The sequence below is a fragment of the Streptomyces sp. NBC_00414 genome (assembly GCF_036038375.1).
Lineage (GTDB): Bacteria > Actinomycetota > Actinomycetes > Streptomycetales > Streptomycetaceae > Streptomyces.
Genome location: NZ_CP107935.1, coordinates 1,004,545 through 1,025,934, shown reverse-complemented (window position 1 = coordinate 1,025,934; position 21,390 = coordinate 1,004,545). Strand labels below are relative to the sequence as shown.

At 66.0% G+C, this 21,390-nt stretch carries 11 protein-coding genes and 2 pseudogenes; 6 read left to right on the top strand and 7 right to left on the bottom strand.

The genetic code is table 11. From position 1 onward, the window contains the following. Nucleotides 1-24: 24 nt before the first annotated feature. The gene (locus OHS59_RS04460; RefSeq protein ID WP_328492072.1) at nucleotides 25-2,244 is read right to left on the bottom strand and encodes an MMPL family transporter; all 2,220 of its coding nucleotides are present in this window, start codon (nucleotides 2,242-2,244) and stop codon (nucleotides 25-27) included. Nucleotides 2,245-2,622: 378 nt separating this feature from the next. Between OHS59_RS04460 and OHS59_RS04455 the strand changes: the two are divergent. After that, nucleotides 2,623-3,364, top strand: a pseudogene (locus OHS59_RS04455) (transposase family protein). Nucleotides 3,365-3,790: 426 nt separating this feature from the next. Here the strand turns inward: OHS59_RS04455 and OHS59_RS04450 are convergent. Then, nucleotides 3,791-4,411, bottom strand: coding sequence for an NAD(P)-dependent oxidoreductase (locus OHS59_RS04450; RefSeq protein ID WP_328492071.1), 621 nt, complete (start codon nucleotides 4,409-4,411; stop codon nucleotides 3,791-3,793). Nucleotides 4,412-4,750: 339 nt separating this feature from the next. Here OHS59_RS04450 and OHS59_RS04445 point away from each other — a divergent pair. Beyond that, a pseudogene (locus tag OHS59_RS04445) lies at nucleotides 4,751-5,680 on the top strand (transposase family protein); the annotation flags it as partial. Nucleotides 5,681-5,759: 79 nt separating this feature from the next. Next, nucleotides 5,760-6,068, top strand: coding sequence for a transposase family protein (locus OHS59_RS04440; protein ID WP_328492070.1), 309 nt, complete (start codon nucleotides 5,760-5,762; stop codon nucleotides 6,066-6,068). 54 nt (nucleotides 6,069-6,122) lie between these two features. Here OHS59_RS04440 and OHS59_RS04435 read toward each other — a convergent pair whose 3' ends face one another. Further along, complete coding sequence (locus OHS59_RS04435; RefSeq protein ID WP_328492069.1) at nucleotides 6,123-12,995, bottom strand: RHS repeat-associated core domain-containing protein; 6,873 nt, start codon at nucleotides 12,993-12,995, stop codon at nucleotides 6,123-6,125. Between the two features lie 484 nt (nucleotides 12,996-13,479). On the opposite strand from OHS59_RS04435, the gene OHS59_RS04430 reads away from it, so the two are divergent. The 3 genes from OHS59_RS04430 (at nucleotide 13,480) to OHS59_RS04420 (ending at nucleotide 18,299) form a co-directional block, all read left to right on the top strand. Then, nucleotides 13,480-16,977, top strand: a complete 3,498-nt coding sequence (locus OHS59_RS04430) for a DNRLRE domain-containing protein (protein ID WP_328492068.1) — start codon at nucleotides 13,480-13,482, stop codon at nucleotides 16,975-16,977. 157 nt (nucleotides 16,978-17,134) lie between these two features. Further along, on the top strand, nucleotides 17,135-17,587 hold the full coding sequence (locus tag OHS59_RS04425) for a hypothetical protein (protein WP_328492067.1): 453 nt from the start codon (nucleotides 17,135-17,137) through the stop codon (nucleotides 17,585-17,587). A 370-nt stretch (nucleotides 17,588-17,957) separates the two neighbouring features. Continuing rightward, nucleotides 17,958-18,299, top strand: coding sequence for a trypco2 family protein (locus OHS59_RS04420; RefSeq protein WP_328492066.1), 342 nt, complete (start codon nucleotides 17,958-17,960; stop codon nucleotides 18,297-18,299). Nucleotides 18,300-18,433: 134 nt separating this feature from the next. Here OHS59_RS04420 and OHS59_RS04415 read toward each other — a convergent pair whose 3' ends face one another. From OHS59_RS04415 to OHS59_RS04400, 4 genes are all read right to left on the bottom strand, one after another. Next, the gene (locus OHS59_RS04415; protein ID WP_328492065.1) at nucleotides 18,434-19,252 is read right to left on the bottom strand and encodes an IS5 family transposase; all 819 of its coding nucleotides are present in this window, start codon (nucleotides 19,250-19,252) and stop codon (nucleotides 18,434-18,436) included. Nucleotides 19,253-19,348: 96 nt separating this feature from the next. Beyond that, nucleotides 19,349-20,128: an SDR family NAD(P)-dependent oxidoreductase gene (locus OHS59_RS04410; protein WP_328492064.1), complete on the bottom strand. Its 780-nt coding sequence runs from the start codon at nucleotides 20,126-20,128 to the stop codon at nucleotides 19,349-19,351. Between the two features lie 139 nt (nucleotides 20,129-20,267). After that, the gene (locus tag OHS59_RS04405) at nucleotides 20,268-20,921 is read right to left on the bottom strand and encodes a maleylpyruvate isomerase N-terminal domain-containing protein (RefSeq protein WP_328492063.1); all 654 of its coding nucleotides are present in this window, start codon (nucleotides 20,919-20,921) and stop codon (nucleotides 20,268-20,270) included. A 118-nt stretch (nucleotides 20,922-21,039) separates the two neighbouring features. Further along, nucleotides 21,040-21,387 (bottom strand): VOC family protein, encoded by a 348-nt coding sequence (locus OHS59_RS04400; protein WP_328499049.1) that lies wholly within the window; start codon nucleotides 21,385-21,387, stop codon nucleotides 21,040-21,042. Between the last annotated feature and the right edge of the window lie 3 nt (nucleotides 21,388-21,390).

Here is a 21,390-nt window from a genome sequence, read left to right as displayed (position 1 = left end):
CCCGGCAGTAAAGAAGCAGTGGTGTCAGGTGCGGGACACCTCCCGTGCGGCCGTCGACCCGATGGACTGCGGGTCCCCCACGCCGGACCGCCGGTCGAGCGCCTGGCCCTCGACGTCGACGCGGGGCAGCAGCCGGTCGAGCCAGCCCGGCAGCCACCAGGCCTTGTGGCCGAGCAGGGCCAGGACCGCGGGCACGATCGCCATCCGGACGACGAAGGCGTCGAAGAGGACGGCGGAGGCCAGCCCGAAGCCGATCATCTTGATCATGGAGTCGCTCTCGCCGATGAATCCGGCGAACACCGCGATCATGATCAGCGCGGCGGCCACGACGACCCGGGCGCTGTGCCGGAACCCACTGGTCACCGCCTGGTCGGGCGATTCCCCGTGGACGTACGCCTCGCGCATCCGGGAGACCAGGAAGACCTCGTAGTCCATGGCCAGGCCGAAGACGATGCCCACCAGGAAGATCGGCATCAGGCTCATGACCGGCCCGGTGTGCTCCGCTCCCGCCAGTGCGGCGCCGTGGCCCTGTTGGAAGACCAGGACGACCGCACCCAGGGAGGCCAGGACCGACAGCAGGTATCCGAGGGCCGCCTTCAGCGGGACGAGCAGGGACCGGAAGACGAGCAGCAGCAGTACGACCGCGAGGCCCAAAACGACGATCAGGTAAGGGACCAGGGCCGACCGCACCTTCTCGGCGATGTCGATGTCGAGGGCGGTGGTGCCGGTGACGGCGAAGGTCGCCCCGGTCCGGGACTCGATCGTGGGCCGGTCGTCCCGGATGGACGCGACCAGCCTCTTGGTCTTCTCGTCGGTCGGCGCTGTGGATGGCACGGCCTGGAAGACGGCCGTGTCCCCCGTCGCGTCGAAGCGGGGCGAAGAGACGGAGACGACCCCCTTGGTGTCACCGATCCGCTGTGCGACGGACCGGACGGCGCTTTTCGCGCCGGTGGAGTTCCGTGCGTCCACGACGATGGTCAGAGGTCCGTTGAAGCCGGGCCCGAAGGCTTCGGCCAGCGCATCGTACGCCCGGCGCTCGGTGGTGGAGGCCGGTTTGGCTTCGTCCCCGGGATTGCCGAGCCGCAGGTCCATGGCCGGCAGGGCGAGAGCACCCAACCCCGTCACACCCAGCAGCAGTACGGGCAGCGGACGCCGCAGCACGAAGCGCGCCCAGCGGGTGCCCCAGTTGTTCCGGGTGCTCTGCTCCCCGATCCGTCCGCCCTTGCGGTCCCGCCGGGTGAGCACGGCGTTGGGCCAGAAGCCGAGCAGCGCCGGGACCAGTGTCAGGGCGATCAGCACGGCGACGGTGACCGCGCCGGCCGCGGCCAGGCCCATCTTGGTGAGCATCGGGACACCGACCACCGCGAGTCCGGCCAGCGCGATGACCACGGTCGACCCGGCGAACACCACCGCGGACCCGGCCGTGCCGGCCGCGAACCCCACCGCCTCCTCGGGCGTACGGCCCCGGGCTCGCTCCTCGCGGTAACGGGAGACCACGAACAGGGCGTAGTCGATGCCGACCGTGAGACCCAGCATCATCGCCAGGATGCTCGTCGTCGCGGACAGGTCCAGCGCATGGGCCAGGGCCAGGATCGCGGCGAGGCTGACTCCGACTCCGATCAGAGCGGTCAGCAGCGGCAGCCCGGCCGCAGCGAGCGAGCCGAAGGTGGCCAGCAGGACGACGGCGGCCAGCACGACACCGATCAGCTCGGCCGCACCGCCCGGACCGCCGCCCGCGTCCAGGGCCTTTCCGCCGGCCTCGACGGTCAGCCCGTCGTCCCGGGCGCCTTGAACGGCCTCCTCCAGCCGGTTCCTGCTGGCATCGGTGAGCTCCTTGGCCCCGACCTCGTAGGTGACGGTCGCATACGCGGTCCGGCCGTACTTGCTCAGCGTCTTCGAGCGGAACGGGTCGGAGACGCTCGCGACCTGCGTGCCGCCGGCGAGGGAGGCCATGGTCTTCTCGACGGCCTGTCTGTTCCCAGGATCGGTGATCTGCTCGCCGGGCGGCGCGACGAAGACGATCCGGGCGGTCGCACCGTCGGCAGCGGCACCGGGGAAACTCCGTTCCATCAGATCGAACGCCTTCTGGGACTCGATACCTGGCATGGAGAGCCCTTTGTCGGACGCCTCCGGAGCCTTGAGTGCACCAAGTCCGGTCAGCGCCAGGACGGCCGCCCAGATCAGAGTGACGTACCAGCGTCGTCGAAAGGCCAGACGGCCAACTTGGTGAAGGAATACGGCCACGACAGGAGGTCCCCCCGGTAGGTGCTGGTCGGTCCGCCCAGCCTCTCCGGATGCGGGCCATCCTGTCGTCGTACGCCTGCTGGCAGTTACCGCTACTGAGAACGTAGTAGGCACCTGCCGAGCGGCACGAAAGCAGGCGAGGAAGCCACGCTGCTTGTGAGCGCTTACCGTGCTGCGGGGCGCAGCTACGAGCTTCGCCCGACGCCGACGCAGAGTCTCAGGATCCGCTCCGACTGCGGTGGCCGGGTGTGCTGAGCATGGCCCAGTGATGGTCCTTGCCGGCGTCGATGCCCACCCAGACCCGCTCATGACGTTCCGTCACCCTCGTCGCTCCGTTCCCAAGGAAGCAGCACCTACGCTCCGGCTGCTGATTGAGAACTGCGGTTATCGCTGGTTAAGGGCTTTGCGGCGGAGTGTTCCCGGACCGGAATACTGATCGTCACCTGTGAGGGCGAGCGACGCTGCAAGCTCCGTCCGTCTCAGCGCGCGATGGTGGCAATGGTGTACCTGCGCGAGCACACCACACTCGCGAAGATCGCCGCCGGGTTCGGGATCAGCGAGTCCACGGCCCACGCCTACACCGGCGCGGTTGTCGGCCTGCTCGCCGAACGTGCACCGGGTCTGCTGAAACTGCCGCGCGAGCACGAACCCCGGTTCGTCCTGCTGGACGGCACCCTCGCCGAGTGCGACCGGGTCGGCGACGGCCGCGCCGACTACTCCCGCAAACACCGGCGCCACGGTGTGAACGTGCAGGTCGTCACCGAACCCGGCGGCCGGTCGCTGTGGCTCTGCCCCGCCCAGTCAGGCCACACCCACGACCTGACCGCTGCCCGCACCCACCGGATCATCCGGATCTGCGAGCGCCAGGGCGTCCCCATACCGGCCGGTCTCGCCTACCAGGGCGCCGGCCCGTGCCTGACCACCGGCATCGATCGCAGGCCCCTGCAGGAACTCACCCCACGGAAAAGTCCGCAACCAGGCGCTGGCCGCAGCGCGAGCGCCCGTCCAACGAGGTGTCGCGAGGCTCAAGTCCTGGCGGATCTTTCGCAGGTCCCGATGCAGCCCCAACCGCATGACGTCAATCACCAAGGCTGTCCTCACGCTAGAGCGGCAACGCTGAAGAAGCGCGAAGACTCCGCGAGTGCCCTCTGGCCAAGGGCTCCCCGAGCGCCAACTCCTTACGAATCTGCCAATTGTGACTCGCTGGAGCGGGTCGAACCCGGATCCTTCAGCCCCCACCGCGCCACCGCCTGCCAACTCGACTTCAGACAGAGACCCACGGCTGCGCGGGCCTGGGCCTGGCCCGCAGGGCGGGTTGCTGAGATTCCGCCCGTTCGGAAGGTGTCCTACGGGAAGAGTGTCTGCAGGGCCGTCGCCGGGCCGGGAACTGAGAGACAAGGTACGCGCGGCCTCATGACGGAGCGATTGTTCGCAGCTACGGGATGCGGCAGTTCATTCCCCGGCAGGACGGCCAAGCCGTCTATCAACTGCCGTCCTACGCACCCGGCCCTCATCAACGGCTCCATGAGCTCAAGGCCAGTGGATGTCATCGCTCCAGGGGAATAGCAATTCGACCCAGGTAGCGAGGATTCTCCACCTCATCCAGCATAGCTGCGGCCACGTTTTCACGGCTGATACGGGCAGGGAAAAAACGCTTGGGCGCCTCGTCGAGAGCAACGGTTTTCCGGGACGGATTGAGCGGTTTATTGGATAATGGGCCGGCATGGAATACAGTACCGCCAGCTTTAAGTACGAGTCCATCTGCGGCGACCTTATCCGCCAGCTCGGCGCCAAGTCCTTTGAGTATGATTCGAGTAGATAGACCCGCAGCTTGCGCTGACGCGCCGGTTCCGTAGGAGCCGAGCCAGATTATACGGTTCGGGCGCGCTGCAATTACGGCCCTGGCGCCTAAAACCAGGACCCCCGACTTCTTTTCCCTCCTGACCCAACCGAGAGCAGATAGCACATTCTCGCTACCTTGCAGAGCATCGGAAATTGCGTCGCCGTCGAAAACATCCGCAGTGACGCGTTTCAGCCGCGGCGAGTTTGGGACAGTGATGCGCTTCGGGGAGCGGGCTATGGCGGTGACGGTGTGCCCACGTTCCAGAGCCTGCCTCGTCAAGGAGAGGCCAGTAGTACCTGATGCCGCAAGAATTGTGAGGTGCATTACATATCCTTAGAGGGCCGATTCAGTGGCGATGTGAAAAGCGGGTCCGGAGCAGTGGAATTTCTGTCGGCCACGGGCTGTCTAGGAAATCTTTCATTCCAAATTTCAGGGCGGCCCACTTGGTCAAGGGATATAGCCACGGCAGGAGGCCCCTCGGCTAGCGCTGGTCGGTCCGCCCAGCCTCTCCGGACGCGGGCCATCCTGTCGTCGTACTCCTGCAGGCAGTTACAGCTGCTGAAAATGTAGTAGGCACTTGCCGTACGCCGAGCTGACGGCCCGTTCGGTGCCCACCTACGTGCGGGCGGCTCGTGACGGGAGGTGACCGAGGACTGCTGAAGGATGTGGCGGACGGGCCGAGCATGCCGGGGACCCACCCCGCCCGAGGCGCACTCCGCCGCACGAAGCCGCCGGTACGGCCGGGGCGCGGTGCCGCACGGCGCGCGTCGTGCTCACACAGCTTCGACTCGCGCCCGAGCGCCGGACCCCTGTCCGAGGGGTGGAGACAGCAGTGGGAAACTGGCGGGTGCAGATGTTTGCTCTCGTCGCCGATCTTCGCCACTTCCTCCACGAGAATTGCAGCGATCATGGCTGACCTGCCGACGAATGAGCGGCTCTACCTCTGGGGCGGAACTTGTTCCAGCAACAGCAGGAACCTGTCGTTTAACGACCTCGTGCACGGTAGGCCGTGGCTCGGTGGCCGGGTGGCTCGTTGGGCTCTGCATGATGGGGGCTGGGGCGCGAGAGTTGATCGTGGCGGAGTACAGGATCACCGGGCTGTCGCCGGTTGGGATCGCTGAACTCATCGCCGAGATAGGGCCGTTGTGGCACGAACGGCGTCAGGCACGCCTGACGGCACGGCCGCGGCAACGGGCGGTAGGAGCGGGGGCGAAGCACCAGTTCGTCTTCGTCGACCGGCTGCTGGCCACGCTGGTGAGTCTGCGCCATGGAACCACGCATGACGTGCTGGCCTGCTGGTTCGGCGTGGAGCGCTCCACCATCACCCGCGCCATCGGCGAGGTGCACCCCCTGCTGGCGCAGCGGGGGTGCACCATCGCACCGGACGTCCGGCTGCGTACTCTCGCCGAGGTCATCGAGTACCTGGGCGTCGATGGTCGGACCGGCATCATCGACGGCACGGAGATCCGCGTGCGACGCCCAGCTGCAGGCCGCAAGGACCGCGACAAGTTCGTCTCCGGAAAGACCAAGCAGAACGCCGTGAAGTCCATGGTCCTCACGGACGCCGAGGGGCGCATGCTGTTCTGCAGCCCGGTTCGGCCAGGCAGTTGCGCTGACATCACCCAGGCCCGGGAGCTGGGCCTGGTCCAGCTCCCGGGCCGGCGGCCCGTTCATGGAGATCCTCGCGGATGTCGGCTACCAGGGCATGGGAGCGCAGACCGGCGGCCGGGTGGTGACACCGCCGCATCGCAAGTTCAAGAAGAACGCACCTGTCTGGTACGAGGAGCGGCACGAGCGGCAGCGCAGGGCGCACTCCTCACGGCGCATCCGTGTCGAGCACGGCATCGCGCACCTCAAGAACTGGCGGGCCCTGACCCGGCACCTTGGCCGACGCGAGCACATGAGTCACATCGTCCAAGCCGTCGCCGGACTCCTCTCACATCAGCAGACCGCCGTCCTCGACCGCAGCCTTCGAGTCTGAACACCGACCACGCCACACATCTCGACGCGCCACGGCCTACCGTGCACGAGCTCGTTAGGCACAGTTCCCTGATGACGGATCACAAATAGCTCCCGCGCTTGGCGGACCTTCCGCCATTTCGTGACCGCCAAGTGGATCGATGACATCTTTACCCATTTCGAGGAACCCATCTCCAAAACCAAAGCTACGGACGTAACTATTAGCTTGAGCGAAAGGCATAGCAGAGCCCACGACACCGAAAATGCGGCCACGAATCCTAGGGCTGACGCGCGTGGCGTTCGCCGTTCCTGTTACCGAGTTGAACACTCTGCCCGTATCGAACCCTTCCCCGTGAAGCACACGTACACGTGGATCATTGGAATAGTGGTTAGCTATCAACTTAGCTTGAGCTTCATCCGCCGCCATGTAGACCACATTATTCGTCTGCATCTTACCCTTGTTGTCCGATTTGGGGCGCATTTTTCTGTCGATTTCTCTAGTGATTTCTGAAATTGACTTCTTCGGATCACTGGTGCCGGTCGCATCAAAGTCGATCACGTCGACTATCTTTCCATTCTCATATGTGACCTTGATGAAGTCGGACGTAGTTCCATTGAGGCGCAGCTTTCCATCCTTATCCGTGAATGTACCTTTTTCGACGATTCTCCCTTCTTCGTCTTGCACCTTGTAAATCTCGCCGGTCTTTTTGTTGGAATCCCCATACAGGAGTCCCGCCAGGCGGAGATCATCGTTAAGCATTTTGAGAACACGGGTAGCATTGGTATTGTCCGGCGTTTCGCCCAGGACATGCCCGATTCCGTATTCGTCGTAGATTACCTGCTTGTCGCCAACGGTCTTCTCGATCAGCTTGGGTTTGGACTTTCCGAAACCGCCCCCTCCATCGATGGGAGCAAGGATCAAGCCGGTCGGGTCGCTGTTGCTGACCGGGCTGTTGTTGCTGTATGCGTACCCGTTCATTTGCAGCGGATCGGTGATGTCGATAACCGGGTCGGCAGAGAGGAACCGGCCTGACGTTTGATCGTATTCGCGGGCTCCGACGTGTGTTAGTCCGGTCGCCGCATCATCAATGCCGACCCCGAGATAGCCCCGCTTGTTGGGCCAACTAGCCGGCTTGGTTCCACGGAGTTCGCCGTATGGCTTGTGGGCTCGGCGCGTTACGGACTGGGTTTCGGACAGGTCGACCGTGGTATGGGCAGTGCCGAGATGGTCGGCGATCATGACGCTGAGCTTGTGTCCAGTGGCCGCACCGTTTGCCGTGCTGCGTATCACGGTGGGAGCACCGGCCTGGGTGTACGCTCGCGCAGCCTTGATAATCGTTCCGTTGGTGTCCGTGGTCACCTCGGTCTCACCCAGGTACAGGGTAGAGCCCGAATCTGATTTCTCCAGGGTCCGGTTGCCCTCGGCGTCGTATACGTATGCCGTCTTCTTGCCGTCGGCCGTGATTGTGTCGAGCCGGTTCTCCTGGTTCCAGGTCAAGTTCTGCGTGGTGTTGGACAGGTCGCGAATCTCAGTGTTGCCAGCGGCGTCATATGCGTAGGAACTACCGCTGCCGGACGGAGCAGAGCTGATCCAGTCCACAGTGTGCGGCTTTGTAGCGCCGTAGCTGTAGGAGTAGCTGACGTTCTTGGTGGCGTCTGCCAGATCATGCTCCGTCATGGAGGCGCGGTTGCCGAGCCAGTCGAAGGTGAACGACTGGCGGTAGGCGGTGGCTCCTGTGGCCACGGATGTCACGTCGGGAGCGACCGCTGCCAGGGTGGACGCCAGTGACGCGTCTGGGCTGGAAGTGTCGGCTGCCGCGTCGGGTGCGTCCGCTACAGGCCCGCTCGAGTCCTCGTAGTCGGTGCGGTAGCCCCAGGTTGTTCCGTCAGATGCCTTGCAGCCGGTCCCGGTACGATCAGGGATGATCTTGGATGTCCAGGCGTTCAGCAGCTCGCCCATGGCGTCGTATGTGAAGCACTGGTTGTCCCAGGTTTTGCCGGAGACGTCGGACGAGCTGCGGGCGGTGGAGGTGATGGTGCCGGAGGTGTCGTACGAGTAGTAGTTTTCGGTGACACGGTGCGGCGCTGTGGTCTCACGGTCGGCGATCGTGCGCTGGAGACGTCCGGTGTGAGGGTCGACGAAATTGGTGGTCCAGAGTCGGGATGGCTGGGAGCCGGAGACCGTGCGTAGGGCTTCCCCGTAGGGGGAGTACGTGACGTCCGCGGTGTACCAGGCACGGCCGGATGTGGACTCGGCCAGGCCGTCGCTGTTGTAGCGGGTGATGACCTTTTCTGCGCCCAGCCCGCCCACGGCAGGCAGTGTGACCGATTGCGGCTTTCCGGTGACTGGTGTGTACGTGTAGGAGTAAGGGTAAGTGCCTGCGACGCCAGCCGTCATTGTGCTGGCAGGGATGACTGTCTCACGATTCGTGACCCGGTACTCAGTGTCGTAGTTCGTGATTCGATTGATGTAGTCGCCGTTTGTGGTGTGCCGAGTTGCGGCCACAGGCTTACCCAGAGCGCCGGGCAGGTCGTCGTAGGTGAACTCCTTGGCCGGGGTGGCGGTTTCGGAGCCTTCGCGGACCTTGACAACCCGGCCGAGGGCATCGTATTCCGTATATGTCGTCTTCCCGCGGGCGTTGGTCGTCTTGTAGGGCCGGTCGGCGTTGTCGTACCAAGTCTCCGTCTTTCCGGTGTCCGGATCCGTGGTAGATGTCACCCGGCCGCGCGCGTCGTACGTGTAGGACCAGATATTGCCGGCCGGGTCGCTGACCTTGCTGAGGTTGCCGCGATCGTCATACTCATACGAGGTCGAGCGTCCGCTACTGCTGGATGAGTCGTCGCGGCTGTAGTGAAGGATTGAGGTGACCCGGCCGAGGGCGTCCGTGTAGGTCCGGGTCCGGGGAGCGGTCCCGCCAGCTGGATTTATGTAGGTGCTGGTGTCGCTGTAGGTGGTGTATGTGGCGTATCGGTAGTCGCCGTCGAAGTAGGTCGACTGGCGGACTGGCCGCTCCATGCCGTCGTAGCGGGTCTTGGTCCAGCTCGGGATGGAGGTGGTCGTTTTCGGGGTGAAGAGTTCGGAGGCAGGTCCGCCCTTGGCAAGGTATCCGGCTGTCTGCTCGTCAACAAGGCCGTGATCGTTGTATGAGGTATCGGAGACGATCCGGCCCGGCCCGTGTGCGTCCTCTTGTGTTTGGACCTTGCGCATCAGGCCGTCGTAGACCGTGACTTGACTGGTGTAAGTGCCGTCGTCCTTGAGTGTTTTGACCGTCACCGACGCCGGGCGTGTCTGCGCCGAGGTGGCGATCGCATTCTGGTACTCGATCAGGACGTCAGGGGACTTCCCGCCTGAGGTGCGGGACGCGGACCAGCCCTTTACGGAACGGCCGAGAGCGTCGTACTCGGTTCTCGTCATTCGGCCGTTGGGGTCGGTGACCGTGAGCGCCAAGCTGCGGCCGGGGTCGAAAGTAGTGGTGGTGGCGTGCCCCTTGGCGTTGATTGCCTTGAGGGCGGTGACCGGGCCGCCGCTCTCTGGGGTGTACTGGGTCTCGGAGATGCCCTCACCGGGTTTGGCGATGGTGCGCTGGCGCCCCAGTCCGTCGTACGTCATCTCGGTGACTTTCGCATAGGACGTGCCTGCTGCGTCGATCTCGGCTGCTGAGGTGACCAGACCGTCTGTCGGAGATGCCCCGTACGCCTGCTTGTCGTAGTTGAATCGCACTGCGGATTTGAGTTGCTTAGCCGGATCCGCCGCGTCGTAGCCAGCGCAAGACGTGGCTGTGGTCCGGCGTTCCTTGGGCGAGCCGATCACCCACGCCGCCGTATTGTGAACGTATGACGTCTTGCTGCAGGTCTGGTTGGAGAGGGTCTCCCCGCCGGAGCCGTTGGGCTTGACTACCATCGTCTCCACTTGGTTGGGCAGACCGTAGGTGTCATCAAATGAGCTGACAGTTCGCACAGCCTGCCAGCTGGATTCGACTGTCTGAATCTCGTCGGAACGCTTGATGCCGCCGCGGTATGCACGAAGTGGCTCGGTGTCGCCGCCGACCTCGACGTCGCGAGAGCGTGAGGCGGTCTCCTTCGACCAGGGGAAGGTCAGGGTGCGCTTATGGACACGCTTGTCGGAGTTGAAGTACGTGATGCTCTCCGCCGCTTGGCCTGCGTACTGGTTGGCATCGTCGTCCACTAGCGTGTAGGCGCCTGTGGAGTCCTTCACCGCGCCGCCGACCCCCTGGAAGTAACGGGTGACGGAGTACGACTGGGCTTGCGGATCACCCTGCTGAGAGCTCGATTTACTGCCCTTGGTGACTGCTACCTGACGGTAGCCGCGCCAGTCGCTGTAGGTATGCAAGGCAGGGCGGACGAACTCGTCGACGCTCTTTGCCCAGGCGGGATCCGCGTATGTGTACGTGGTGTGGACTGGCCTGCCGTGGGTGGTGACTTTGTCGGTCTCGGTCACAGAGTGGACGACATATTTGTTGAACCAGGACTTCGCGGGCGTCTTCTCGTCACCGTCCGGCGACCATCTGATCGGGTAGCAGGTGCCGTTGTCCTTACCCTCGTCCTCAGCCGGCTCGCTCGCGCAACCACCTTTGTATTCCACCTCGATGTCACCGCCGTGCTCGGTGGCAACGGTGCCGATGCGGGGCCTGGTGAACGCTGGACGCTGGTCGTCCGCACCGCTGGAGACCAGGTTCGGCAACTGGCGGTCCTGAAGACGGGTGCGCAGAGGAGAGGTCGAGCCGACCGAGTACTCGGCAAAGCTGACGCCGTCCTTGTGCTGGAGGGTGCCGGTCGTGTCACCAGGCGCGAAGCCACGGTGAGTGATGGAGTTCAGCCAGAGCCCCGGAGCCGTGTCATACCAGTCTTCGGGGAATGATTGGTGTAGCTCGTAGGTATCCACCTTGCCGAGACCGCTCTGGCCCGCACGGGCGCCCTTCGTCGTTACGGTGTCCAGGCGCATCTGCGTCCAAAAGGACGGGAAGATCGGGCAGAGCTTCGAGTTCGACTTGCAGTTGAGGTTTCCGGGAGTGTCCCACCAGGCACGATATGCTCCTGGGTCGTCCGTCTTGGCGAACTCGGCTGCGGTACAGGCAGCCTCCGATTTAAGGCAGCGCTGCTTCACGCCGAACTCGACTGTCGCCGAGGGCTTGGTCAGGTCGGAGCGCATGCCGTACTCAATGACGGTGGGCATGGCGTAGCGGTCGTACTGCTCGGGGGACTTGAACTTCTTCCTGACAGCGTAGTAGTTCGTCTCCTGCTTCCAGCTGACAACCATGGTGTTGCCGTGGACATCGACTACCTTGTCCAGCCCCCAACGCCAAGCCTGCTTCTTGCCCGAGCCGCAGCGGGAGTCGGCAAAAGCACCCGCATGGCAGGGCTCGCCGGGATGGTTGCCGAATACGGGGACCGTGGAAACCGATGCGGTGTCGGCATGACCTCCGCCGACCTGGTTCAAGCCGTAAAAGTACTTGGTACCGTCCGAAGTGGTGACGATCCAGTACTCGCCGTTGTTGTCTCCGTTGCTGCCGCCGGCCCGGTGCTCGACGCGCGTTCCGTCGTCTTGTTGCGGCCGGTACACCTCGGTGTCGGTCTCTGGATTGCTGCCTGCAGCAGCGTCCCGTACTAGTTCGGTCGTTCTGCCGCCGAGTGACATCACGGCGTTGTATGAAGCCCAGCACAGGTCAGAGGACTTGTCTTTCTTCGCCGTGTTATTGGGTGTGCCGGAGTTCAACTCTTTGCGGTCGTCCTGGCAGTTGCGGTAGCGGCGCTCTATGTGGCCGGGGTCGTAGTCCCAGCCTTCACCAATCCATGATGCTTGGGGTGAGGAGACGGCTGTGCGGCCGTCCACGCTCTGGGAGTTGTAGTCAAGAGCAATGCCCGGGACCGGGCCTGCCGGGGCCGCAGGGATCGCAAGCGGGTACGACCAGGTGAACGCGCCGGAGGAACCGCCTGCCGACCATTTTCCGTTAGAGGCCAGCGGCGTTGCCTTGAATGAGCCGCCTGCTCCGCCACCCGAGTCGATGGCGCCGACGACTGCAGTATCGCCAGCCGCAGCGACTGGGGCAGCCTGGGAGTTAGAAGTGCGATGAGCAGCCTGGACAGCTGACTTACGGTTGGGTGCGGACTTCTCTGACGCCGCGGTAACCGTCCCGTCGGCAGCCGGGTCGACTGTCGCCGTGATCGACTGTGCCTCGTTGTCGTTGGCAGTTTCCAGTTCCTCGTACGCCTGGCAGGCCTCGTCGTCTGGCGTCGTCAGGTAGCACTCGGGGAACTGGACAAAGCGCAGGCGGGAGGCCCAGTCGGCGCCGTAGAGGTTCTTGAATTCGGCGTAGTCGAGCTTGACCGAGACCGGTACGGAGCCGGTCGCCGGAGCCTGAACGGTCAGGACGGCGCCGTCGACGCCCTGGGACACGGGGGCGGTGCGGGCGGCGACGGAAACCTGCCAGGTGCCGGTGGGTGCGGCCTGGTCGGGGGCCTGCCCGAGGCTGACGGGCAGGCCCCCGACCGGGATGAGGTCGACCTGTTGGGCGGCCGTGCCCGTGCGGGATGCTGTCGCGGACGCGCCCGCGTGTGCCGTTGTCGCGGAGGCAGTGGTGCGCGCTGTCGCCGGGGTCGCGTTCGTTGTGGAGCCGAAGGTGACCGTGTCGGCCTGGCCCAGTGGTGGTGTCGCCGTACCAGCGGGTGCTTGTTCCAGGTCCTCGGGGACGTCGACCTTCAGTGTCTCCAGGTCCCGTTCGAAGGCCTCTCCCGACAGGGGTTTGTCCTGGTCGAGTGCCTCAAGGTCCAGCGTTTCGCGGCCCTGTTCCGCGGCGGCGGGGTCGGGCGGCAGCGCGAACGATTGGGCGGGCAGGAGGCCCACCAGTAGGGCTGCCCCGAGGGCGGGGACGAGTGCCGTGCGCAGGCGGCGCACACGGCGGCGCCGGGCAGGCGAAATGCGACCGAACACGGTGGGGTCCCCCCGGACCACTAGGAGCGGGGCCAGGTTCGGACCACGCGTGATGGCGTATCAGATGCGCAGATTCTGTGGCGGCTCTGTGACGTTCCGCTAGATCAATTGTGCGGATGTGATCATCATCACGTTACGTAGTGGAAGGTGGCGGACAGTAGCGACAGGGTGGAACTCTTCTGTCGATCATGATCGCTTTCAGATTTTTATGATCAAACGCATAATTTGGCAATCGCCCTACCAAATAGCCCTGCAAGTAGGGGTATTGCGATGCCGTATGTGCCAGTTCACGGTCACGATGTCCGCGCAACGCAGCGATGGACGACCCGCTCACACGCTCATGAGTACGGACCAGACTGCCGATCGACTCACCCATCTCCTCCGTATGCGAAGGGTGACGAGGGCGCGTTCATAGGTCATCATCGGCGGGCCCGGCAGCGCTCTGTCACGTGCCGGTTCCAAGGGGAGAAGGGGAACTCACCCGATGACGCGTACCAGGACGGGCAGCAGACGCAGCTGGCGCCGTGCACCCGGGGGCCGCACCGCCGCCGCGGTTCTCGCGGCCGCTCTCGCTGCCACCGGCATCGCCTTCGTGAGTGTCAGCCTGGACGATTCCGACTCTCGCGGCAACGCAGACGGCGCCCGGAAGGCGGGGCCGGTCAGCGAAGCGGCGGCCGCTACACGAGCGGCCAGGACCGGCAGGTCCGTCGAGGTCACCGCGCTGCGCACGGCCCGCTCCACCACCTGGGCCCGTCCTGACGGTCTGCTCGCCAAGAAGCTGTACTCCACCCCGGTACGGGCGAAGGTCGGAGGCGAGTGGAAGGACATCGACTACACCCTCCACCGCACCAAGGCCGGCTTCGAGCCCCGGGCCACCAACGTGCGCATGGTGTTCTCGGCCGGCTCCCAGGCACGTGACGACGAGCAGCAGCGCTCCTCCCGCAGCACGGCCCACCGCGTCTCCCTCGTTAAGGGGATCAAGGGCGCTGCGGCAGCCGAGGCTTCGACTCCCCTGGTCACGCTGACCGTTGACGGCTACGACATCCAGCTCACCTGGCCGGGGCCCGTACCCGCACCGGTCATCGACGGTTCGAGGGCGTTGTACCCGGAGATCTTCCCGGGCGCCGACCTGGTCCTGACCGCCGACGACGAGGGCTTCGGGCAGCTTGTCGTTCTCAAGAACCGGCAGGCCGCCGCCGATCCGCGCGCGCAGCAGCTGTCGTACGGCATCACGTCGCCAGACCTGACCTTCCGGCTCGACCCGGTATCCGGGATTGTCGTGGCCGAGAGTGCCTACGGCAACGAGGTGGCGATGTCGCCGACGCCGCTGATGTGGGACAGCAGCGGGGCCCCGGCCGTCACCGACGGCACGGTCGGTGCCACCGCCCAGCCGACCACGCCGGAGAGCCCCGACCCCACCGATCCCGCCACCGACACTCCGAGCGATACTCCGAGCCCCGCCGAGGAGCTCATCGAGACGGACGAGCAGGCCGACGCCAGCCCGGAGACGCTGCCGGCGGCCACCGACGGCCCTGAGCCCACCGTGGCGGAGTCCCCGCTGCCCACCGCGCCGGCCGAGCCGACCCCCGCCCCCTCACCCACCGGATCGTCGGCCACCCTTGGCCTGGCCGGGCTCGACGGCCCCTCGCCCGACTCGCGCGGCGAGCTCGTCGGGACCGACCTGTCCGGGGCGAACTGGCTGATCACCCCAGCCCAGGAGTTCCTCACGGACTCGGCCACCACCTATCCGGTGTTCATCGACCCGTCGGTGAAGAAGCACACCCAGGACTGGACCACCGCCTACAGCCGCCACCCCAACGCCACCTTCTACAACGGCAAGGGCTTCAACAAGGGCGGCACGCACGAGGCCCGCGTCGGCTTCGAGTCCGACACCTGGGGCACCTCCCGCTCGTACTTCAACATCGCCTTCGACAAGGACCTCAAGGGCACGAAGATCACCAAGGCGAAGCTGAAGGTGCTGGAGACGTACTCCTGGTCGTGCAGTGCCCGCTCGATGAGCGTCCACCTCACCGGTGAAGTCAACTCGCACACCAACTGGAAGAACGCCCCCAAGCTGCACGACGGCAACAAATTCGCGACGAAGAGTTTCGCGCACGGCTACAAGTCCGGCTGCCGGGACGCCTACGAGGACTTCGACGTGAAGAAGGCCGCGCAGAAGCTGGCCGACCAGGGCAAAGACATGATTACGTTCGGGATGCGGGCCCGCGACGAGCACTCCCAGTACGCCTGGAAGAAGTTCCGGGCCAACGGACAAGACGACGCACCCGTCCTGACACTTGTCTACAACCGCAAGCCGACCGTCGATTCCAAGTCGCTCGACCTCGGCCCCGAGGGCAAGTGCACCACCACCGAGCCATATGTCCGCATGGGATTGGGCGATCTGACCTTCACCGCCCGCGCGTCCGACAAGGACAACAACCTCGACTACCTCGACTTCGACCTGTGGGCCAAGGGCAAGTGGGACACTACCGGTGACCTGCTGAAGTCCACCGGGAAGGTCTCCGTCGGCGGCGACAAGGACATCGCCCTGCGCACCACGGGCAAGTTCTCCACCAGCACGCTCACCAACAACACCGTCTATTCCTGGCGGGTGCGGGCGGTCGACGACGCCAACTCCACCTCCGGCTACACCCCGGCCAAGACACCCTGCCGGTTCGTCCTGGACACCGTCGCGCCTAAACCGCCCAAGGTCTCCTCCGCCGACTTCCCCAACGCGGACGGCAGTGAGAACGGCTTCGGCAACGACGCCGAGGACGCCACCTGGAGCACCCTGAAGTTCGGCACCGCCGGCTCCTTCACCGTGCGCGCCCTCAACACCGACGTCAAACGCTACGAGTACGGCTTCAACTCCGCCTCCTACACCGGCAGCCTGGCCCGCACGCCGGGAACACCCACCGACGTCAGCGCCGCCATCAACGGCGCCAAACCGCCCACCGCCGGCCCCAACGTGCTCTACGTCAGGACCGTCGACAGCGCGGACAACGTCTCCCAGCCGACGAAGTACTTCTTCTACGTCACCCCCCGCGACCAGGCAGATTCTCCCGGCGACTTCACCGGTGACAAACTAGCCGACCTGATGGCCGTCACCGAGGCCGGCAACCTCTCCCTGTACCCCTCGCAGGCCACCGCGGACAACCTCGCCAAGGGCTCCGGCGACCTGGACTACTCCATGTCCGGCGCCTACCGCGCCAACCCCGACAAGGACCCCAACGGCGACACACTGCCGCCCTTCGTGGCCGCGCCCTCCGGGCACTTCAAGGGCGCACTGATCGCCCACAACGGTGACATCTACGGCGGCGACGGCCTCCAGGACCTCGTCGTGCGCGTCGAAGGCAAACTCTGGGTCTACCCCGGCGACGGTTACGGCGCCGTCAACGTCGACAAACGCCGCGAGATCCTGCTGCCCGACGGCGCCCCCAGCCCCGCCAGTCTCACCCAGATCATCTCCGCCGGGGATGCCACCGGCGACGGACGCACCGACTTCTTCGCCACCGCGGGCGACGAACTGTGGGCCTTCACCGGCTACCACGGAGCAACCATCGACCAGGCAGCCCGCCTGGCCGCCACCACCTGGACCGAACGGGACCTTGTCACCGCCCAGGACATCAGCGGCGACGGCATCACCGACCTCATCTACCGCACCGACGTCACCGAACGCCTCCTGCTGCGCAAGGGAATCGCCGCCAGCGGCGGCGGCGTCAACCTGGACTCCCTCAAATCCGGCGCCGCCTCCTCCGGAGGCGCCGACACCGAGTACGGAGCCGCCGGCTGGTCCAGCACCAGTATTCCCCAGCTCATCGGAACACCCGACGTGAACGGAGACGCCGTCCCCGATATCTGGACCGTACGCTCCGACGGCTCCGTCCGCTTCTACCCCGGCGGCAAAACCGTCCTCACCGGCTCCGGCACCGAGGTCATCGCCCCCGCCAGCTACTGGAAAACTCGCATCGCCATCGGCTGACACCGTGTCGGCTCCGCTTCCCGGTTGCATAGCTGGGAAGCGGAGCAGCAGCCTCACCTGTTCAACTGCAGCAAGGCCTTCAGCGCCGCGCTGTCCGGAGGCAGCCCGTGGGGGCATCAGAGGAACGGTCAGCCTTCACGTACCGCCCGAGGTCGGCGTGTCGGCCACGCCGTGCAAGTGCGGAGTTGCCGTCAGACCGCACCTGCCCATCCTCCTCATTGTCTTCGCCGCGGCCCTGGCGACTATCGGGCTCGCGTTCCTTCTGCCGGACCTGATCGGACGGAGTCCGAAGGCCAAGGACCACGACGGCAGGCACGGCCAGCGCGTCCGGCCCGCCGTCGGAAGTTATGTCCTCCTCGCCGAGGCCAGCGCATACCTCGAGTACGAGTTCGGCGCAGTCCCCGGCAGCATCGGTGTTGTCGTCCGGCATTCGCTGAACGGCATCGACGACACCGGGGTGTTCGTCCGCTGGCTGACGAAGCCGGACGACCTCGTGCACCAGGACCTCGCCGCCTTGGATGCCGCACGCACATACGGCGTGCGCTGTGAGCTGGACGAGCTAGCCTCCGTCGAACACGCGCCAGCCGCCAGGCCCCAGCACAAGCACTGACCAAGAAGCACTGACCACCATGAGATTCCTCAGCCGCATAGGCTTCATCGAGGCCGAAGAGCAGGGCGGGTCCGGCTGGCCCAGGCTCCCGAAGGCTCGATCAACCACTGCCTGGGCGGTGATGTCCCTCGCTTTGGTGCGATGTGCGTGATGAGTGGGGCTGCCGGGGTGTGCGGTGCTCCCGCGAGGGCCCGGGAGGCGATCGGGCCGACACTGACCGTTGGACCATCACCGGTCGGAGGGTGCCGTCGGCTGACGGCGCTTGCCCGGTTCGGCCGAGCCGCCGTTCCCGAGGCTGGCGCGGTGCACGCGGTCCCTCTACCGTGAATCAGCGCCTAGTGGGAAGCGCGGCGGGATCGGGGGAAGCGCGGTGGCAGAGGTATGGGAACTTTCCGAGGCTGTACGGCTTGTCCGGAACGATCTGCTGCGGGCGGCCACTGACGGCGCGGACCAGGACATTCGCTTCGAGGTCGGCCCGATCGGCATGGAGTTCACCGTCGAGTTGCGTCGGGACGCCCGGGCCAAGGTGGGTTTCAGGGTGTGGGTGGTGTCCGCGGACGCCGACGCGGGCGCCTCCCTGGCCCGCACGCACAAGGTGACGTTGACACTGACTCCCCGCCACGCCGACGGCCGCCCGGTGGAGATCTTTGAGGAGGAGGCCCGTCCCGGCGGTGCGTCCGACGGCTCGTTGTTCCGTCCTCCCGGCGGCTGACACCTATGAACAGGCGTCGAGTGGTCGCCGTCCGCGCGTCGGTCGGGAGTGGACGCCCTCGGGTCGGTGTTGCGGCTGATGTTCGGCCAAGTCGAGCGAGTGAAAGGCTAGCGAGTGGGTCCTTGGACGATGTCCTACGTGGTGAGGCGGACAAGCCGCTTGTAGCAGCACAGGGCGGCGGCGAGTCCAAGAAATGCCAGGTAGTTGCGGGGGTTGCGCTCATAGCGAGGGCTGAGGCGGTGGTAGCCGGACAGCCAGGACAGGGTGCGCTCGATGACCCAGCGGCGGCGTCCTAATCGTTCGCTGGACTCGATTCCCTTGCGGGCAATACGCACGCCGATGTGCTTTCCCCACAGCCATCTGCGCAGGTGGGGCAAGTCGTACGCCTTGTCCGCGTGCAGCCGCTGAGCCTTGAAGTACCGGCCGCGGTAGGGGTCGTGTTGCGTTTGGTGGCCCGCGATCATGGGCTTCAGGCCCTCGCTGTCGTGGACGTTGCCGGCCGAGATCCCAACGACGAGGGGCAGCCCGTTCGCATCCGACAAGATGTGCATCTTGGTACCCGGCTTACGCCGGTCCACGGGGCTCGGACCTGTGTGTTCGCCCCCCTTTTTTGCCCGGACGTGGGCGGTGTCGAGGACGACGCGGGTGACGTCGACGAGGCCGGCGTCGTCGAGCCGGTGCAGCACGGCCTGGTGCAGCCGGCCCCAGACACCGGCTCTCGACCAGATCAAGAACCGGCGGTGCGCGGTGGACTTCGATATGCCGAAGCGCGGCGGCAAGGCCCGCCAGGCGCAACCACTGACTAGCACATAGATGATGGCCGCAAACAGCGTCTCATCAGGTGTGTCCGGCGTCCCGCCGCCCTGCGGTCGCACCCTCGAAGGTGGGATCAGCGGCTCCGCGATCTCCCACAATCCATCCGGAACGATCCAACTCCAAGTTCCCCGCCCCATACCGGATTTTATGTCCGCCTCACCACGTAGGACATCGTCTTAAGGGGCGGAGCCCGGTCATGGAAAACTTTTTCGGTGCACTCAGCAGTGCACGGTTCAGTGCACGGAAAAGCCGCCGTCGATGTGGACCGACTGCCCGGTGACGTACGCCGAGGCGGCGCTCGCCAGGAAGACCGCCGCGCCCGCGAAGTCGTCGGGCAGGCCGTTGCGGCCGACCATCGTGCGCGCCGCCAGGGCCGTCACCTTCTCCGGATCGGAGGACAGGCGCCGGTTCAGCGGTGTCATCACGAAGCCCGGGACCAGCGTGTTCACGGTGACTCCGGACGGCGACCAGGCCTCCGCCTGCGAGCGGGCCAGCGACTCCAGCGCGCCCTTGGAGACCCCGTACGCGCCACTCTGGACGAAGGCGCGGTGAGCCTGCTGCGAGGTGATGTGGATGATCCGCCCGAAGCCCCGCTCGGCCATGACCGGGCCGAAACGCCGGCCCAGCAGGAAGGGCGCGTCCAGGTTGAGGGCCATGGTGGTGTCCCAGACCTCGTCGCTCAGCTCACTCATCGGGGGCCGCAGGTTGATCCCGGCACAGTTGACGAGGATGTCGGGCTCGCCGAAGGCCTCGACCGCCCGCTCGGCGGCCCCGCGTACGCCCTCACGGGTACCGAGGTCCGCGCCGACCCAGGCCGCGCGGCAGCCGAGCGCACTCAACTCCTCGACCGTCGCGGTCAGTTCCGCCTCCTTGCGGGCCACCACGACGACGCTCGCCCCGGCGCGGGCCAGGGCCTCGGCGATGCCGCGCCCGATGCCGGAGCTGCCACCGGTCACCAGGGCGACCCGGCCTTCCAGGGAGAACAGTTGTGAGAGGTAGCGCTGCGAGTCCATGGCGGCACCCTAGAAGGGCACCCCCGGGACCGGACCGGCGGGGGTGCGATTCAGTCATGCGGCGAATGCGCCCAGGTCAGGGGCTTGGCACGCGGGAGCCGGGTGTACGTGTCCCGGGGGGTCGCCCAGCCTGGGCCGCTCAGCCCAGAACCAGCGGCAGCCGTTCGGCGAGAGCGCCCAGTGCGGCCCTCTCCGCTTCGGTCGGTGTCCGCCGTCCGGTGCCGACCAGCAGGGCGGTCCTGTCGGAGAACGAGGCGGGGAACGGGGTCCCGGCGATGCTCTCCAGCGACGCGCGGGCGGCGGCCAGGGTCTCGGCGGGCGGCTCGGTGGTCGACGGCAGGCGCGCGATCAGGTCGAGGTGGTGCAAGGTCGCTTCGAGGACGTACACGGACAGGTACTCGCCCACGGTCAGTACCTCGTCGCGGGTGCTGACGAGGGCGCCGGGATCGGCGAGTCCGGCGGCGCGGCCCGCGGCGGAACCGACGTCGTCGAAGTGGAACTTGAGCAACTTCGGCTCGCCGTAGGCGGCGGCCAGCCGGGGGATCAGCGCTTCCAGCGGATCCTCGCCGGCCGGGGTCTCGGCGAGGTGCCAGTAGGTGACCGCGTCCACGGTCGGTTCGGTGTCGGCGGGTGTGACGAGGGTGATCAGGACGTCCTGGGCGTCGATGACCAGGTGGCACACAAGATCCCGCACGAGCCACCCCGTGCAGCCGGACGGCTGCTCGAAGTCCTCGTCCGGAACCTCGGCGACCGCCGTGCACAACGCGGTCCAGGCGAGCGAGAAGAGATTCACCGCGGCACGGTAATGCCGGACCGCGGCGCCGGACAAGCGGGTACGGACCGCCGGCTCACGTACGGGGCCGCCGACCGGGGCAGCGGACGACCTCGACCCGGAGGAGGCCAGGAGCGGGTCACCGGTGGCTCAGCACGTTGACCACCCGCCCGTTGGGGTCGCGGACGAAGAAGCGGCGTACTCCCCACTCCTCGGCCTGCAAGGGGTGCACGATCTCCGCGCCGCTCGCGAGCACCGCCGCGTAGGCGGCGTCCACGTCGTCGACCTCGACGCTCATGTCGGGCACGACCGGCGCCGTCCTGTCCTGACTCATGAAGGTGACCTGAGCGGTGGGGTTGGCGGGAGAGGCCAGCGTCATGACCCAGCCGAGGTTCATGACCTCCTCGAACCCCAGGAGCCCGTAGAAGTCCCGGCTCTCCTCCATGGCCTCCGAGCGGATGTCGGGCATGACCCGGCGGACGGACATGGT

What these genes read in the sequence shown, in the direction of transcription:
- OHS59_RS04450 (WP_328492071.1), bottom strand. Translation starts at nt 4,411, where the DNA reads ATGCACCTCACAATTCTTGCGGCATCAGGTACTACTGGCCTCTCCTTG.
- OHS59_RS04440 (WP_328492070.1), top strand. Translation starts at nt 5,760, where the DNA reads ATGGAGATCCTCGCGGATGTCGGCTACCAGGGCATGGGAGCGCAGACC.
- OHS59_RS04430 (WP_328492068.1), top strand. Translation starts at nt 13,480, where the DNA reads ATGACGCGTACCAGGACGGGCAGCAGACGCAGCTGGCGCCGTGCACCC.
- OHS59_RS04415 (WP_328492065.1), bottom strand. Translation starts at nt 19,252, where the DNA reads ATGGGGCGGGGAACTTGGAGTTGGATCGTTCCGGATGGATTGTGGGAG.
- OHS59_RS04410 (WP_328492064.1), bottom strand. Translation starts at nt 20,128, where the DNA reads ATGGACTCGCAGCGCTACCTCTCACAACTGTTCTCCCTGGAAGGCCGG.
- OHS59_RS04400 (WP_328499049.1), bottom strand. Translation starts at nt 21,387, where the DNA reads ATGTCCGTCCGCCGGGTCATGCCCGACATCCGCTCGGAGGCCATGGAG.